Source organism: Aeromonas sp. FDAARGOS 1404 (assembly GCF_019047085.1).
GTDB lineage: Bacteria > Pseudomonadota > Gammaproteobacteria > Enterobacterales > Aeromonadaceae > Aeromonas > Aeromonas veronii.
In genome coordinates, this window is record NZ_CP077237.1 from 3159371 (window position 1) to 3175495 (window position 16125).

12 protein-coding genes are annotated in these 16125 nt (G+C 58.1%); 10 read left to right on the forward strand and 2 right to left on the reverse strand.

Going from position 1 to position 16125, the window contains the following annotated elements:
• Nucleotides 1-66 precede the first annotated feature (66 nt).
• Nucleotides 67-1170 (forward strand): phosphoribosylaminoimidazolesuccinocarboxamide synthase, encoded by a 1104-nt coding sequence (locus I6L34_RS14745; protein ID WP_254202866.1) that lies wholly within the window; start codon nucleotides 67-69, stop codon nucleotides 1168-1170.
• A gap of 128 nt (nucleotides 1171-1298) precedes the next feature.
• Here I6L34_RS14745 and I6L34_RS14750 read toward each other — a convergent pair whose 3' ends face one another.
• Complete coding sequence (locus I6L34_RS14750) at nucleotides 1299-1901, reverse strand: short chain dehydrogenase (RefSeq protein ID WP_058059487.1); 603 nt, start codon at nucleotides 1899-1901, stop codon at nucleotides 1299-1301.
• A 97-nt stretch (nucleotides 1902-1998) separates the two neighbouring features.
• On the opposite strand from I6L34_RS14750, the gene I6L34_RS14755 reads away from it, so the two are divergent.
• From I6L34_RS14755 to I6L34_RS14770, 4 genes are all read left to right on the forward strand, one after another.
• Complete coding sequence (locus tag I6L34_RS14755; RefSeq protein ID WP_075115372.1) at nucleotides 1999-2898, forward strand: LysR family transcriptional regulator; 900 nt, start codon at nucleotides 1999-2001, stop codon at nucleotides 2896-2898.
• A gap of 71 nt (nucleotides 2899-2969) precedes the next feature.
• The gene (locus tag I6L34_RS14760) at nucleotides 2970-3611 is read left to right on the forward strand and encodes a DUF2057 domain-containing protein (protein WP_058059485.1); all 642 of its coding nucleotides are present in this window, start codon (nucleotides 2970-2972) and stop codon (nucleotides 3609-3611) included.
• A 74-nt stretch (nucleotides 3612-3685) separates the two neighbouring features.
• Nucleotides 3686-4132, forward strand: a complete 447-nt coding sequence (locus tag I6L34_RS14765) for an HIT domain-containing protein (protein ID WP_058059484.1) — start codon at nucleotides 3686-3688, stop codon at nucleotides 4130-4132.
• Nucleotides 4133-4221: 89 nt separating this feature from the next.
• Complete coding sequence (locus I6L34_RS14770) at nucleotides 4222-4920, forward strand: DUF3334 family protein (protein WP_021231953.1); 699 nt, start codon at nucleotides 4222-4224, stop codon at nucleotides 4918-4920.
• 67 nt (nucleotides 4921-4987) lie between these two features.
• Here the strand turns inward: I6L34_RS14770 and I6L34_RS14775 are convergent, their stop codons facing one another.
• Nucleotides 4988-5986 (reverse strand): DUF2860 family protein, encoded by a 999-nt coding sequence (locus I6L34_RS14775; RefSeq protein ID WP_058059483.1) that lies wholly within the window; start codon nucleotides 5984-5986, stop codon nucleotides 4988-4990.
• Nucleotides 5987-6192: 206 nt separating this feature from the next.
• On the opposite strand from I6L34_RS14775, the gene arcB reads away from it, so the two are divergent.
• The 5 genes from arcB (at nucleotide 6193) to I6L34_RS14800 (ending at nucleotide 16097) form a co-directional block, all read left to right on the forward strand.
• On the forward strand, nucleotides 6193-8505 hold the full coding sequence (gene arcB, locus I6L34_RS14780; RefSeq protein ID WP_075115373.1) for an aerobic respiration two-component sensor histidine kinase ArcB: 2313 nt from the start codon (nucleotides 6193-6195) through the stop codon (nucleotides 8503-8505).
• Nucleotides 8506-8556: 51 nt separating this feature from the next.
• Entirely contained in the window at nucleotides 8557-9921 is a 1365-nt protein-coding gene (dgt, locus tag I6L34_RS14785; protein ID WP_216954895.1) for a dGTPase, read from the forward strand.
• A gap of 315 nt (nucleotides 9922-10236) precedes the next feature.
• Entirely contained in the window at nucleotides 10237-10440 is a 204-nt protein-coding gene (locus I6L34_RS14790) for a hypothetical protein (RefSeq protein ID WP_005349248.1), read from the forward strand.
• 223 nt (nucleotides 10441-10663) lie between these two features.
• Entirely contained in the window at nucleotides 10664-14905 is a 4242-nt protein-coding gene (locus I6L34_RS14795) for a transporter substrate-binding domain-containing protein (protein WP_058057232.1), read from the forward strand.
• On the forward strand, nucleotides 14886-16097 hold the full coding sequence (locus I6L34_RS14800; protein WP_058057233.1) for an EAL domain-containing protein: 1212 nt from the start codon (nucleotides 14886-14888) through the stop codon (nucleotides 16095-16097). The genes I6L34_RS14795 and I6L34_RS14800 overlap by 20 nt, the downstream gene beginning before the upstream one ends.
• The last annotated feature ends 28 nt before the right edge of the window (nucleotides 16098-16125 follow it).

Below are 16125 nucleotides of genomic sequence, written 5' to 3' on the forward strand. Positions count from 1 at the left end.
CAAACAGAGCGCGCAGGTGAGGAACTCGCGATGTTTACCCCCCACAAACAGGAAGTGTTATTAGCCATGAGTCTTGCAGATCAAGTATTGGCGGTGAATGACGATTTGCCGATCCGTACCGATAAACCTGTCCATTCCGGCAAAGTGCGCAGCGTCTACTGGTTGACCCCCGAAGACAGTGCCCGGCTCATAAAAGAGAAAGGCTATGATGTGCCGGCCGATGCGCCCCTCGCCCTCATGGTGATCAGCGATCGCATCTCGGCCTTCGATTGCATCTGGCAAGGTGTGGATGGCCTGAACGGCGTGCCGGGCAAAGGGGCGGCGCTCAACGCCATCTCCAGCCACTGGTTCAAGCTGTTCAAGGAGAAGGGACTGGCCGACAGCCACATTCTGGATATTCCACACCCCTTCGTCTGGATCGTGCAAAAAGCCCGTCCGGTGATGATCGAGGCGATTGCCCGCCAGTACATCACCGGCTCCATGTGGCGTGCCTACAAGGATGGCGAGCGCGAGTTCTGCGGCATCACCCTGCCGGAAGGGCTCAAAAAGGATCAAAAGCTGCCGGAAATTCTCATCACTCCCTCCACCAAGGGCGTGCTGACAGGGCTGGATGGCGTGCCGGAAGCCGATGACGTCAACGTCTCCCGTGCCGATATCGAGCGCCATTATAAAGGCTTTAACTTCAGCAAACCGGCCGACATCGACCGCTACGAAGTGCTGCTCAAAGAGGGCTTCAACGTCATCAGCGACGCGCTGGCCGGGCTGGATCAGATCTTCGTCGATACCAAGTTCGAGTTTGGCTACGTCCACGATGCCGCCGGCAACGAGAAGCTGATCTACATGGACGAAGTGGGCACCCCCGACAGCTCCCGTATCTGGGATGGCGCCGCCCTGCGCGATGGCCAGATCGTCGAGAAGTCGAAAGAGGGTTTCCGTCAGTGGCTGCTCAACCACTTCCCGGATCCGGACATCCTGCTCAACAAGAACCGCATGCCGGAACGTTTCGCCCTGGCCCGCGACAACAAGCTGCCGACTGAAGTGATGATGGATATCTCCAACACCTACGTCGGGATCGCCGAGAAGATCATCGGCCACAAGCTGGTGCGCTCTGCCAATCCCAAGCAGGAGATCATCGAGGTGCTGCGCGATCAGTACGGTCTGATCGACTAAGGGTTGCGCTCTTTTTTTGTCGCCTAGAAACAAACGTTTGCCGGTGGCGAAAGATAGAGGCAAATAAACAGACGGGCCCCTCAGTGGGGCCCGTTTTTATTGCTGGTCTGGCGGCAAGCGAGCTGCGCTCAGCCGTTGACCCTGAACACCTGACCGGTCTGGATGCCCAACACCGACTTCTTGTAAGCCTGCGCTACCTTGGCGGCGGGCACCGGCACGAAGCCCGGGAAGAAGTCGGCGTATTTGTCCATCGACTCCGCCAGCACGGTGGGGCTCACCACGTTGATGCGAAGGCCCCTTGGCAGCTCGCAGGCGGCCGCTTTCACAAAGTGATCGATGGCGCCGTTGACTGTGCTGGCGCTCACGCCCCAGTTGATCGGCTCCTCGCTCAGGATGCCGCTGATCAGGGTGATGGAACCTTTGTCGCTCAGGTGGGGGATAGCGGCACGGGTCAGGTTGATCTGGCCCATCAGCTTGCTCTGAAGCCCCACCTGCCACTGCTCGTCTGTCATCTCGGTCAGGCCGTTGAAGGCCACGCTGCCGCTGGCGACGACCAGCGCATCGAACTGCCCCAGCTTGGCAAACAGCGCCTTGATGGAGGCGGGATCGCGCATGTCGACCGTGGCATCGCCACGGCTGTGGCCGACCCGGATCACCTGATGATCTTTGGCAAGCAGTTCACTGACCGCGGAGCCGACGGTGCCGGAGGCACCCACAATCACAATTTTCATCTGCATCACTCCTGGTTGGGATGTATCGATTCTAGCGCAACAGAAAATGCGAAAAAGCGCGTAAAATAAACCCATTGTTTCCATATTGGAGCTAATGATGGATATCGCCCATCTGGCCAGCTTTTACGAGGTGGTGCTGCGCGGCAGTTTCTCGGCTGCGGCCGATACGCTGGGGGTCAGCAAGGGGATGTTGAGCCGCCACGTCAGCGCGCTGGAGACTTCCCTCAATGCGCAACTGTTGCAGCGCACCACCCGCCGCCTCAGCCTGACCGAGGCGGGCAAGACCCTCTACCAGCAGGCGGGGGAGATCTTCGCGCTGGCGCGGCAAGCGGAGCAGGATATTCAGGCGCTGACCGAAGAGGATGGCGGTCGGCTGCGTTTTACTTGCCCGGTCAGTACCGGCGATCGCATGGTGAGCGAGCTGCTGACCAGCTTTGCCGCGCTTTGCCCGGGAGTGGAGGTGGAGCTCAATTTCACCAACCAGATGGTCGACATGAGTCAGGGAGAAAACGACATCGCCCTGCGCGCCATGAGCGAGGTGCCGGACAATCTGGTGGCCCTGCCGCTGGGGCGGCTCAAGGATGTGGTGGTGGCCAGCCCCGCGCTGGTGGTGCGCGAGGGGCGTCCTGCCACCCCCTATGAGCTGAGCGGGCGCAGTTGCCTGTTGCAGGGGCACAATCCAGCTTGGGAGCAGTGGCACTTTATCCGTGAGGGGGAAGAGGCCCACATTCTGGTGCAGGGCAAGGTGCGGGCCAACCATTACAGCACAGTGCTGCAACTGGCTCGCGCCGGCATGGGCTATGCCAAGTGCCCGCTGATGCTGGTGGAGTCGCTGCTGACGGCGGGGGAGCTGGTGACCGTGCTCGACGAGTGGCAGAGCGGCCTGCATCAGCTCCATGTGCTGCACGCCCAGCAGCGGCGGGTGCCGCGCAAGATCCGGCTGTTCAAGCAGCTGCTGGCCCAGTGGTTTGCCGAGCGACCCCACTACCTGCTCTGAGCGGCGTTATTTTTCTGTCATCTTCGGCTGCTACCCTGCGCCCATCATCGGCATCAGGAAGATCAGCGGGAATGAAGAGTAATAGAGGGTTGACCGGTTTTGTACTGCTCTGTGCAGTGTTGGGGGCCGGCAGTGTACAGGCCATGGTGGAAGTGAAGGTGCCGGAGAATTTCCGCATCCTCGCGGTGAGCAACGGTACCTTGCAGGATGAGCAGCATGCCACCCTGGCGGATGGCGAGCAGCAACTGCTGGTGCGCTTCGAGGGGGTGATCCCCAGTCGCAGCAGCAGCGAGAATGATCGGCAGGTACGCTCCGAGCCGCAGGTGGTGCGCTATCAGGGCAGCAATCAGCATTTGCAGCTGACGGCCAGCGTACCGGGAGACGAGCGGGGGATGCAGGCGTATGCCAAGGCTCCTGTGGTGGCGTTGCAGGAGAATGGCCGCGCGCTTGCCATCCAGCAGGACGCGCTGGTGACCAGCGGCATGCTGCTTGGGGTGGATTGGAACGGGAAACTGGCTGAATACAACCGCAGCGGCGGCAAGGCGGCGCTGACGGCTGGCGCCGTTGCTACGCAGCCAACTGCCACGATCGCCAGCGGGGCGCAACCCGTTGTGGCTGCCAGCGAGCTGGAAGGGCAGTTGCAGCAGCTGTTCCTCCAGGCCGATCCTGCCCTGCGCAAGCGCTTTATCGGTTGGGCCGTCCCACAGCTTTAAGTTTTCTGCCCGTTGCAGTAACGTGGACACTCCTTTTTTCAGGCGCTCTGTTCATCGTACTCAACGAGGTTTTCATGTTTGAATTACATTCACGCCTGCAGGCAGATACACGGTGGCTCGGGGATCTGCCCCTCTGCCGTGTCTTGCTGGCCAAAGACAGCCAGTATCCCTGGCTGATCCTGGTACCGCGAGTAGCCAACCTGCGGGAAATTCACCATCTGGCGCCGGAGCAGCAGCAACAGCTGATGCAGGAGTCCTGCGCTGTCGCCAACCTGATGGAACAGGCCCTCAGCCCGGATAAGATCAACATCGGCGCGCTCGGCAATCTGGTGCCGCAACTCCATCTTCACCATGTCGCCCGCTTTGCGACGGATCGCGCCTGGCCAGGCCCCATATGGGGCGCTCATCCGGTCGTATCTTATGAGCCACAAGTTTTGGCCCAGCAGGCCGATATATGGCGTGCCCGGCTCGCCAAGCTGAGCGGTTTCATCCCTGTGGCTGCTGATAACGGAGTCAACTGAGAGGCGTGTCGCTATTTCAGTCTCCGGGCCGCGCCATCTGTTAGAGTTATGGTATAGATAAGCCCATTTTCGATGTTCAGGAAGGTCCCATGATAGTGACAAGATCCGATGACGATGCCGTATTGACCACAGAGGATGTGCTGCTCAGCCTGTGCAACTCGGTGACGGATGTTTTGAGTGCCGCGACCATGAGTCAGGTGCGGTTTTCCGGCATGGTGCAGCGGATCAGCAAGACCTGCCTCAAGCCGGATATCGGCTGCTTCGTGCTGTTCGATGGCGGTTTTTCCGGTCTGGTGGTGATCAACTTCTCCGCCGCCGCCGCCATGGAGCTGTACGAGAGTTACATGCTGAGCATGGGACTCTCCAAGGAGGATCTCGCCATCTCCCACACCTCTGACGAGGTGAGCAACGTGATGGGCGAGCTGATGAACCAGATCGTCGGCAGCTTTACCGTCAAGGTGGGCCGGGATCTGCAGACCCACATCACCCAGAACCAGCCGAAGATGCTGGCCCTCAACAAGCAGGTGATGCTGAGCGTCGATACCAATCTCGACAGCCCGGAGTCCCGCCGCGTCACCTTCTTCACCGCCCGCAACAACATCTTCTATCTGGAGCTGGCGATGGACAAAACCGAGTTCATCCGCATCCACAATGAGGGGATGGAGCATGAAGAGCTGGATCCCGATGCGCTGATCGCCCAGGCCAAGCAGGATGCCGCCAAGCCGGTTCAGGCTGCGGCCCCGGTCGCCAACGATCACGACGATCTGCTCGACTCTCTGGGTATTTGAGGCAAACGCCGGATAACAACAAGGCCACCTTCGGGTGGCCTTGTTGTATCGGTGCGCACAACAGTCGTTAGAAGTTATAGAGCAGGCCGGTGTTGAACATCACGGATTCAGAATCGTAGAAGTTGATGTCGGAATCGGACTTGGCATAGCCAGCGGTAAAGGTTGCGGAGAGCGGCGCGATACCGAACAGGCGGTGCCAGAAGAAGGTACCGGTCAGGGCAAACTCGTCGGAGTCGGCGTTTTGGCCAAAGATCGGGTTGGCCTCATCATATTTGGTCTGGCCCAGATAGGCGTTGCTGACGAAAGACCACTGGGAAGCGCGCATGCCGTAGGTCAACTGCAGGCCGTTGCTCTTGTAGCTTTGGGCGCTGCCATCCAGATCGGCTTGGCGGTAGATAAAGGCTGGCTCCAGCATCTGACCGGGTGCCAGCTGCCATTTGTAGGAGAGGTCGAGGGCGTGGATCTTGCCGTTGCGATCCAGCTTGGCTGCATAGTTTGTCTGGTTATCCTTATCGTATTGCTGGCCGCTGCGCTCCTCATCTACCTCGATGTTGCGGGTGGTCAGGCTGCCATTGAAGTTGCTACCCCAGATGCTGTCCCAGGCGAAGCGAACCCCTTTTGACTTGATATCGGTCGACTGGCGATCAACGCCTACGGCGAAGGGATCGCTCCACTGCTCGGTCGGCATGGCATTAAAGACCACGGAGCCAGCTACGATGCCCTTGTCGCTCATCTCCTGACGGATACCGAGCTGCTGGGTGAAGTCGAAACGGATGGCATCCTGGATCAGGTTACCGAGGAAGACCTGGGTGCGGGTATCGGCAAAGGTGTAGCGGATATCGGCGTTGAGCAGCGGGGCAACGGCGGAGCTGCTCTCGGCACTGCCCAGTCCGCTCAGGCGGCGGTTTTCATCATCACCGCTATAAAAATTTGATTCGTAATTGATGACACTGACCCCGCCGAGCAGGAAACCGGACCAGCCAGACTCCTTGGGAATTTCACCCAAATCAGCATAAGCACTATTTGCGACCAGCAGGCCCAGGCCCAGCAAGGTGGTGTTGCGCATCGGATAACTCCTAAATTAAATGGTGGTGAATTTTTTCGGCCGGTGAGTATAAAGAAAAAACCTTAATGGCAACTGACTCAATATTGCCAATTATCCTAACCCACTCATTTCATTCGGCGAATCGTTAATTAATTGTGCGAGATTAAGAAGAGTTCACTCGGTTGTGCTGGTATTCTGTACCGCGAATATCGGGGGAAAACAATCAGATGAAACAGATTAAATCCTGGGCGCAATATTATGTCGATCTGATGACCAAGCTGGGACTGGTGCGATTCAGCATGTTCCTGGCGGCGGGCATTATCGTGCTGGCGGTCGCCATCCAGATGGGGGTGACCCTGTTCCTGCGCGGCAATATCGATGTGATCGACTTCGTTCGCTCGGTCTTTTTTGGCCTGCTGGTGACCCCCTGGGCGGTCTATTTTCTCTCCATCGTGGTGGATCAGCTGGAGGATTCCCGTCAGCGACTGAGCCGGATGGTGCGCAAGCTGCAAGATATGCGCGAGCGGGATCTGGAGCTCAATACCCAGCTGCAGGAGAACATCAGCCGCCTCAATGCCCAGATTGCCGAGACCAACCGGGCCGAGAGCCTGCGTCTGCAGGCCATCGAGGATCTCGAGAACGAGGTGTTCCAGCGAGAGAAAGCCCAGCTTCATCTGGGGGAGCGCACTGCCCTGCTGCGCTCCTTTATCGACTGCTCCCCCGATCTGGTCTACTACCGCAACGAGGACGAGCAGTTTTCCGGTTGCAACCGCGCCATGGAGGAGCTGACCGGCAAGGTGGAGGCCGAGCTGATCGGTCTGACCCCGTTCGATGTCTACAAGCAGGAGATTGCCAACAAGGTGGTAGAGACCGACAAGCAGGTTTTTGCCAGCAACGAGCCGCTCACCTACGAGCAGTGGCTGGAATATCCCGATGGCCGCAAGGCTTATTTCGAGCTGCGCAAGGTGCCCTTCTTCGACCGCTTCGGCAAGCGACTCGGCCTGCTCGGCTTTGGCCGTGACATCACCGAGCGCAAGCAGTATCAGGACAAGCTGGAGAAGGCGAGCCGCGACAAGACCACCTTCATCTCCACCATCAGCCACGAGCTGCGTACTCCACTCAACGGCATCGTGGGCTTAAGCCGGATGCTGATGGATACCCCCCTCGATCCCAAGCAGCACCAGCAGCTCAAGACCATTCACCTGAGTGCGGTGACCCTTGGCAATATCTTCAACGACATCATTGACTTGGACAAACTGGATCGCCGTCGTCTCGAAATTGCGCCGACCCGTATCGATCTGCCCGCCTTCCTCGACGAGCTGGAGACCCTGTCGCGCATTCAGGCGGAGCAGAAGGGGCTCTATCTCCATTTCGATCGCGATGGCGACATGCCGCAATTCGTGATGGCTGACGGTACCCGCCTGCGTCAGGTGCTGTGGAATCTGGTGGGCAATGCGGTCAAGTTTACCGATGAGGGGGGCGTCACCGTGCGTTGTCTCTCCCATCCCGCCGATGAGCCGGGCAAGCTGGCCCTGCACTTCGAGGTGGAGGATACCGGTATCGGTATCCCGCGCGCTCAGCAGGAGAAGATCTTCGCCATGTACTATCAGGTGCAGGGCAAGAAGCACGCCACCGGCACCGGCATTGGCCTCGCGGTCTCCCGTCAGCTGGTGCAGGCAATGGGCGGCCAGCTCTATGTGGACAGCGATCCGGGCGAAGGTTCCTGCTTCACTGCCGAATTGGAAGTGGCTTGCGCCGATCCTGTGTTGCCAGAGCAGGAGGAGGAGATGCCCTCCCTCGATATCCTGCTGGTGGAGGATGTGGAGCTTAACGTGACGGTGGCCTGCGCCCTGCTGGGCAAGCTGGGTCATCAGGTGCAGGTGGCACGGGACGGCACCCAGGCGTTGGCGATGGCCAACCCGGATGATTTCGACCTCATTTTGCTCGATATCCAGCTGCCGGATATGACCGGCTTCGATGTGGCGAAAACCCTGCTGGAGCGTTATGGCGACAGCCTGCCACCCATGGTGGCACTCACCGCCAACTCTACCGGCGATCGCCAGTACTACCGGGATCACGGCATGCAGGATGTGATTAACAAGCCGCTTGGCTCCAAAGCAGTGCGGGAGGTGATTGGTCACCTGTTTGCCGATCTGGCCGAGGATGAAGCGGATGAGCAGGCGGATGCGGGCAATCAGGATGCCCTGCTGGATATCCCCTTCCTCACCGATTACGCCGATACCGTGGGCAAGCCGGTGCTGCTCTCCAGCGTCGAGTTGTTCGAGAAGATGATGCCGGACTACATGGCTGTGCTCGACTCCAATATGATTGCCAAGGATCAAGCTGGGGTGGTGGAAGAGGCGCACAAGATAAAAGGGGCGGCAGGCTCCATTGGCCTGCGCCGATTGCAGCAGACGGCACAGCTGATCCAGAGCCCGGATCACCCCGCCTGGTGGGAAAACGTGGAAGACTGGATTGAGACGCTGCGCCGGGAATATCCGGGCGATATCGCCCGTCTGCGGCGCTGGTTGCTGTCTTGAGGCTGGAGGTTGTCTTGAGTCTGATGGACGTTGCTGGCAAGGAGCTGCGAGATGTATAGCCGTTTGATTACCCCTGCGCGCATCCACCCCTGGGGGGATGAGGAGCTGCTGGAGGCGACCGAGCAGGATCGCGCCCGTATCGTGCAGGCCGCGCCGGTGCGCCGGTTGCAGCAGAAGACCCAGGTCTTTCCGCTCGATGTGAAGGCCTCGGTGCGCAGCCGCCTCACCCACTCGCTGGAGGTGCAGGAGACCGGTCGCCAGATCAGCCGCCGCATTCTGGCCGCCTTGCCTGCCGGGATGGTCTGTGAAGGGGCTTTTATCAATCTGGTGGAGATGTCCTGCCTGCTTCATGACGTGGGCAACCCGCCGTTTGGCCACTTTGGCGAGCAGGTGATGAGCCAGTGGCTCGGCGAGATGCTTGATCCCCTCTATCAGCAGGCGCTGGCGCAGCCCCCCTCGGCCCAGTGGGCAGAATTGCGTCAGGACCTGCAACTGTTTGATGGCAACGCCCAGAGTCTGCGGCTGGTGCACAGCCTGCACGAGCTTAACCTGACGCTCGGACAACTGGCGGCGCTCTGCAAATACCCGCAGCAGCCCCGACCCGGCGTGAGCTATGGTCAGCATCATGGCTGGAGCAGCAAGCGGGGCATCTTCTTTAGCGAGCAGCCGCTCTACCGTGCCCTCGGCCAGAGTCTGGGATTGGCCCCCGGTTGCCGTCATCCGCTGGTCTACATCATGGAGGCGGCCGATGATATCTCCTACTGCATCGCCGATCTGGAAGATGCGGTAGATCGGCGGATCCTGACTCTGGGTGAACTGCTGGCGGCGCTGCGAGCTGCTGACCAGAGTGACTACATGGGCACCTTGCTGGATGAGGCGCTTGCCAGTGGTCGGGGCTTTTTTCCCCATTTTCGCCAGCAACTGACCCGGGATCTGGTGGCGCTGGCGGCGCAGAGCTATGTCAGCGAACATCAGGCCATTTTGCAGGGATCCTATCCGCAAGCGCTGCTGCACGGTCAGGCGCCGGCGGCGCGGGTGCTTGATATCCTCAAACGGGTGGCCCGCGAGCTGGTCTTTATGCGCCCCGAGGTGGAAGCGCTTGAGCTGGAGGGGTATGCGGCGCTGCGCGGGGTGCTGACCAGTTATGCCTGCCTGTTGTCGCTGCCAGCGCCACAGTTTGCTCGCCTGTTGGCCGGGGAGGGGAGTCAGGCGCTGTTCTTTGCGCGCCGCCTCTATCACCGTCTCTCGGCCCGCCATCTCAAGGCCTATCGATTGGCGATCGCCACCCCGGATCCGCGCTTTGTCTGCCAGAACGAGCAGGAGTGGTATTACCGGGTGCGGCTGCTGCTCGATTATGTCAGCGGCATGACGGATACCTACGTGCTGGAGGAGTACCGGCTACTCTCGGGGATCTGATGCCCCAAGCTCCCCTTCGGGCAGCATAAAATGCCGTAAAAACGTTTAAAAAGGAGTCGCAAGAGGCTTGTTTTAAATTCGGATATTTTTTAGACTTCTGCAACCTGTTCAACTTTTATCCGGTAAGGAGACGAATATGCAACATCTGATGCTCAATATTGCATTCTCTCGCGGCACTGCGTGCGGCGTGAAATCTCGTGCTCTTTTACCGCGTGGCGTAAACAGGTAACCCCTGTCTTTTTATCACCCGCGGTTCGTCCCGCAGGGTGATATCCACTTTCTCCGGGAGAACCGCATGTTCAACTGGAGAAAGTCATGTCTATCGAACTGGTTTTACTGCGCAGTGTTGAATCCTTGGTCCAGAGAAGGATTGCCCGGGTCGAGCGTCGTCTCGTGCAGGTCAATCTGTCGCCCGCCCTGCTCAGGGATATCGGGCTGGAAGGATATCAGGGTCAAATCGCCCTCGTTCGCGAGCGGGAGTATCAAACCGGCTTCCGCCTCGGGAATCGAATAACCTGATCGCGAAGGGGAGAATAAGATCCCCCTCGCTAGTGAAATGGCAGGCTGCATGCCTGCCATTTTTCCATCTTGCGGTTGATTCCAGGTTCACATGTTGGTGACTCAGTATTATCCTCTCCGCCCTCTTTGTAACAGCTGTGATTGTTTTCTCGCCTTGCGTCGTCAGGATCTGCAAGATTAGAGGTGGCAGCCCTATCTGTTTTACTCATCAGGACAAGACCTTATGCCACTCCTTCGTCAGCTTTTTCTTCCCATTTTGCTGTTGTTTTCAGGCATGTTGGCTGTTGCGGCTCCCCAACCGCAAGATGAGAGCACAAGTAACGAAATTTCTGCACAAAAGGAGCTGCTGGTCGGGGTTCCCCGTGGTGGTTATCCCCCTTTCATCTATCAACTCCCCAACCTGCGTTATGCCGGTCCGCTCAAGGAGCTGGCCTCGCGTATTGCAGCCGAAATGGGCGTGTCATTGCGTTATATCCCCTACAACTCCTACGTAGATGCCCAGATTGCTCTCCAAGGTGGCCAGATCGATGCATTAATCGGGGTCGAACGTAATGCTCTTGAGCTGAAGGGGATAAACCATATCGGCAGTATCGGTTCATATGCCCGCTCCATTTTAATGCATACCCCGGATCAGCAATTGACCCTGGAGCAGGCGCGCAAGTTACGCTGGGTCTGTATTCGCGGGTTTGGCAGTTGTAATGAATTGGCGCGTTTGGGGATCTCTGATGTAACTGAGCTGGAGAGCCGCACTGAGGCGACCTATATGGTCAAGCTGGGCGCTGTCGATGCATATCTTGAGTTGGGGCCAATTGTTACCCTCAAGATGGAGAGAATGCCAGCGTCAATGGGGGTTGTCGCTCCTGGGTGGCTTTCTGGCAGCACGTTGACGATGGCGACCAGTTCCCTCCAGCCAGAACTGAGTGAGAAGCTTTGGCAGGCATATCAACGGATACCCGTTGCAGACTCACGATTACGGTTGCATCAGGAAGATGAACGCGCCAACGCTGGTCTGTTGCTGGAACCAGATGAGGCTAGTTGGCTGAAGCAGAGAAACAAGGTCATCAAGTTCGCCGTTGCCCCCGGATTTGCCGGCATCAGTGAAATCGATGACGAAGGTGAATTGCATGGCTATACGGCAGACCTGATGAAGTTATTGAGTCTGCGCTCCGGGATCCGCTTTGAGCTGGCGTCGACAAATACCTGGCAGGAGTCACTTAAAATGCTGAAAGAGCACAAAGTGGACCTTATTCCCTTGATGACACCGCTCAAGGATCGTCAGTCCTTTGCCTCTTTTACCTCCTCCTATCTGAAGTTCGACAGCTATGTTGTAGCCAGACACGGTGCTCGCCCGCTGAAGTCGTTGGTCGAGCTGAAAGGGCGTCTGATTGGTGGTGTGACGGGCTCTTACGAAGCCTCTCTCATTCACGCGCTGGGCGCCAATATTATCGAAGTAGGCAAAGATGCCGATTTACTGACCTTGCTTGATACTGGGCGAGCCGAATATGTGCTGTTGACCATGACCAATCTGGGACAGCAGGCGATGAAGGGGTTCAATGATAAGTATCAGGTGGTGCTGAGCTCTCCCGAATTTTCCGTACCTATCAGTATGGCCGTCGACAATGCTCAGCCCGAGTTGCTCCGAATCATGGACAAGTTGCTGCTGACCATCACGGATGAGGAGTGGCAACTGCTGGAACGACGCTGGCTCAATGTGTCGGTCAATATCGAGTCTGATTACACCCTGATTTACAAATGGTTGGCCATAGGGGGGGGCGCCTTGCTCGTCAGCGGTTTGCTGGTGATGTTCTGGGCTCGCAGTTTGCGTCGCCAGATTGCGCAGCGCAAAATCGCAGAGGACAAGCTGAACGAACAGTTGCTGTTTGTGCAGACCTTGCTCAACTCACTGCCAACCATGGTGGCGCTACGTGATAGCGAGCAGCGGATCACCTTGTGCAATCAGGCCTATCGCGATGCTTTCCTCGGTGCTGGCAGTAGCAGTGAGGAGCTGCAAAACATGCCAGAGACACTCAGAAACAGTGTGTTGGAAGAAGAGCGTTTGGTGTGGCAGACCGGACAGGATCTGGAGGGGGCAGGCAGTAACCTGCGAGCTGATGGTACGCCCTGCCATGTTATCTATGCCAAACGCCCTTATCGCGATCCCGATGGCAATATGCTGGGGGTGTTGACAGTACTGACCGATGTCAGCCGGATCAAGGAGGCGGAGGAGCGCGCCCGTCAGGCTGAAAATCGCCTTACCCAGATTACCGACAGCATGCCTGGGGTGGTCTATCAGTATTTGTGGCAAGGACCCGGCAAGGGGCGGTTTTTGTATGCCTCTCAGGGGGCCCGCGAGATCCTCGGGGCTTCCCGGCAGGATCTGTTCAATGCCGAATCGGGTGGTGAGGTGTTCGGCTTTACCGAAGAAGCGCTGCAGGATTTTGTCAGCAAGGTGGCCAATCATGCCGAGACTCTGGCGCCCCTCGATCTGGAGGTCAAGGTGGAGCGACCTGATGGAGATCGCTATCTGCAAGTACGTGGCAACTTTGTCAGACAGGAGCAGCAGGCATTGATCCTTAACGGGGTGATTCAGGACATCACTGCCCTCAAGCAACAGGAATATGAGCTGCGCGAAGCTCGCGCCTATGCCGAGCAGGCGATGCAGGCTCGCAGCCGCTTTTTGGCAACCATGAGCCATGAGCTGCGCACTCCCATTTCAGGCATGCATGGCATGCTCGAATTGCTGCAAATGAGCGAGCTCAACGACGACCAGCGTTTTATGGTGCGCAATGTGGTCACCTCGACCAATAACCTGCTCTATCTGGTCAATGACATCCTCGATTTCTCCAAGATAGAAGCGGGTCAGTTGCAGTTGAATTACCAGAGCAGCCGGTTGCAAACGGTGATCTGCGATGCCATTCGTGGCCACGCGGCACTGGCTCATAACAAGGGGCTCAACGTGGTGCTGGAGTGGGAGCATCATGTGCCGGATTGGGCCGACATCGATGGGGTGCGTATCGGTCAGGTCATCTCTAACCTGCTCAATAATGCGGTGAAGTTTACCGAACAAGGGGGGATTACGATTCGGGTCAGCTACCTGAGCGAGCAACTGACCATCAGTGTCAGTGACACCGGTATCGGGATCGCCGAAGAGAAGCAGGCGCTGCTGTTCACGCCTTTTGAGCAGGTGGAGTCAGATATCAACCGTCGTTTTGGTGGCACCGGACTGGGGTTGGCAATCTGTGAGCAGCTGGTATGCAAAATGGGGGGGGCACTGACACTGACCAGCGAGGCAGGAGAGGGCTCCTGCTTCCGCTTCACCGTGCCGCTAACCAATCCGCAGTGGGATCCCCCTGCTCTGGCTGACACAGAATGGTGGTTTTTCAGCGATGACACCAACCTCGAAGCGGCCATGGTACGGCAGGGGGCCAAGCTCAGGTACTTGGGGGCCAATGAGCTCAGTCGCTCACTGGAAGGGTCGCTGTTGGCCGATCAACGGTGGCTTGAGCAAGCGTTGGGGGGGGAATGGCAAAGCTGGCTGCAACACTCTGCGCTGAAGGGGATCATAGCATCACCCGATGAGGCGTTACGGGGTCGGATTGGTGAACAGAAATGGTGGCGCCTGGGTCTATCTCCTCTCTATCCGGATCTTCTGCTGGAGAGCTGCCACGAATTGCTACAGGAGCGGGTCACACCGACCCTCCCTGCGCTTGCAGAGAAGCTGGGTGGCAAAGTATTGGTGGCTGATGATCATCCGGTCAATCGTGCCTTGCTGGCACGGCAGTTGGCCATTCTTGGTATCGAGGCTCAGGTTGTGGAAGATGGCGAGAAGGCTCTGCGGGCCTGGCAGGGACAGCAATTCTCCCTGCTGTTGACTGATTGCCATATGCCGGTGATGGATGGTTATGCCCTGACCAAGGCGCTGCGGGCTGCGGGAGTGACGGCCCCCATCATAGGGGTAACGGCAGATACGTCGGAAGAGGCGAGTGCTCGTATGGTAGAGGCAGGCATGAGTGACATGTTACTGAAGCCCTACCCGCTGGATATCTTGCGCCAGATGCTGGCCCATTGGCTGGCAGAGAGGACGCCAACCAGAAGCGCGGTTGCGCCCGTTGTTGGGGCTACAGGCATGCAGGCTGAGCGCTGGTTGGCGCTGTTTGGTGACGAGCTGACCGCGCGAGCCATGGCGGTGGAGTATCTCGATTCCAACCGGCAGGATGGCGAGGCCATGATGGCAGCACTGATTTGTCATGATGCCAGCGCTTTGGTAGAGACAGCCCACCGGATCAAGGGGGCTGCCCGAATGGTCGGGTTGGAGGAGCTTGCCAGCCAGGCTGCCATGCTGGAATCGGCAGCGCGATTGAAGCGGCTCGACGAGCTCGACGATCTGGTCAGCACAGTGCAGAGGTTGATGACGGCGATTGCCCATGACATTGGATTATGGCTCGATGAAAAAAGCACAACATGAGTTGGTCATCATGGTCGTGGAAGACCATGGATTTCAGCGCAAGGCGCTGCTGCACCAGATCCGCAGCCTGGGTTACCAGAATCTGCTGGAGGCGGTTGATGGTATCGAGGCGTTGGCGCTTAGCCAGCAACACAACGTCGATATCCTGTTTTGCGATCTGCGAATGCCCGGAATGGATGGCATGGCACTGTTGCGCCGCCTGTCGCTGGGTGGTTTTCAGGGCGGCATTATCCTCTCCAGCGCGCTTGAGGGGGATGTGGTGGAAGCCGTATTGCGTATGAGTACCGCTTATGGCTTGCAGGTGCTTGGTCGCATAGAGAAACCCTCAACGCCGCAGCAGCTCCAGCGGCTTATCCAGGCTTGGTCACCCCGGCAGGAACCCGTCAGGGAGGAAGAGGGGCACAGAATAGGACTCGATGAGTTGCGTCGGGCGATCGAGCAAGATCAACTACTGCCCTGGTATCAGCCTAAGGTGAGCTTTGCATCCGGCGAGTGGGTCGGGATGGAGGCGTTGGCCCGCTGGCAACACCCCGAGTTTGGCCTGATCCCTCCCGGGCGTTTTATTTCACTGGCGGAGAGCAACGGGCTTATCGATCCGTTGACCGAGGTGATCATCAGCAAATCTCTGAGTGATGGCCATTTATGGGAGGAAACCGGGTTGTCACTCAATCTGTCGATGAACCTCTCCACCACCTCACTCATTGAAGGGGAGCTTTGCAACTTATTGATTGATCAGTGCAAGCGCTGGAGTATCAATCCTGAGCTCATCACCCTCGAGGTGACCGAGAGCGCATTCGTGCAGGATCTGGGCAAGTCTCTGGAGGTGCTGACCCGGCTAAGGATGCATGGTTTTGGCCTCTCCATCGATGATTTTGGTACCGGCTACTCCTCGATGCAGCAGCTGGCACTGTTGCCGTTCACCGAACTCAAGCTGGATCGCTCTTTCGTCGATCGCTGCCATGCCGATCCGTCACGTTTGGCTATCATCGAGTCCAGTATCGAGTTGGCCCGCAAGCTGGAGCTGAAGTCGGTGGCGGAAGGGGTAGAGGATGAGGCGACCTGGCGAGTGCTGGCCCAACTCGGTTGCGACCTCTGTCAGGGATTTTTCTCTGCCCGCCCGATGCCGCGCAGTGAATTGGCTAATTGGCACCGGACTTGGCAAGATAGATTGCCTACACTGATATCTATCTGATTCTGTTGGCTGGATCCCTCCGTTTGAA

Coding starts and splice junctions, on each gene's coding strand:
- I6L34_RS14790 (WP_005349248.1), top strand. CDS start 10,237: ATGTCTATCGAACTGGTTTTACTGCGCAGTGTTGAATCCTTGGTCCAG.
- I6L34_RS14745 (WP_254202866.1), top strand. CDS start 67: ATGAGTCTTGCAGATCAAGTATTGGCGGTGAATGACGATTTGCCGATC.
- I6L34_RS14750 (WP_058059487.1), bottom strand. CDS start 1,901: ATGAAAATTGTGATTGTGGGTGCCTCCGGCACCGTCGGCTCCGCGGTC.
- I6L34_RS14795 (WP_058057232.1), top strand. CDS start 10,664: ATGCCACTCCTTCGTCAGCTTTTTCTTCCCATTTTGCTGTTGTTTTCA.
- I6L34_RS14755 (WP_075115372.1), top strand. CDS start 1,999: ATGGATATCGCCCATCTGGCCAGCTTTTACGAGGTGGTGCTGCGCGGC.
- dgt (WP_216954895.1), top strand. CDS start 8,557: ATGTATAGCCGTTTGATTACCCCTGCGCGCATCCACCCCTGGGGGGAT.
- arcB (WP_075115373.1), top strand. CDS start 6,193: ATGAAACAGATTAAATCCTGGGCGCAATATTATGTCGATCTGATGACC.
- I6L34_RS14800 (WP_058057233.1), top strand. CDS start 14,886: ATGAAAAAAGCACAACATGAGTTGGTCATCATGGTCGTGGAAGACCAT.
- I6L34_RS14770 (WP_021231953.1), top strand. CDS start 4,222: ATGATAGTGACAAGATCCGATGACGATGCCGTATTGACCACAGAGGAT.
- I6L34_RS14765 (WP_058059484.1), top strand. CDS start 3,686: ATGTTTGAATTACATTCACGCCTGCAGGCAGATACACGGTGGCTCGGG.
- I6L34_RS14775 (WP_058059483.1), bottom strand. CDS start 5,986: ATGCGCAACACCACCTTGCTGGGCCTGGGCCTGCTGGTCGCAAATAGT.
- I6L34_RS14760 (WP_058059485.1), top strand. CDS start 2,970: ATGAAGAGTAATAGAGGGTTGACCGGTTTTGTACTGCTCTGTGCAGTG.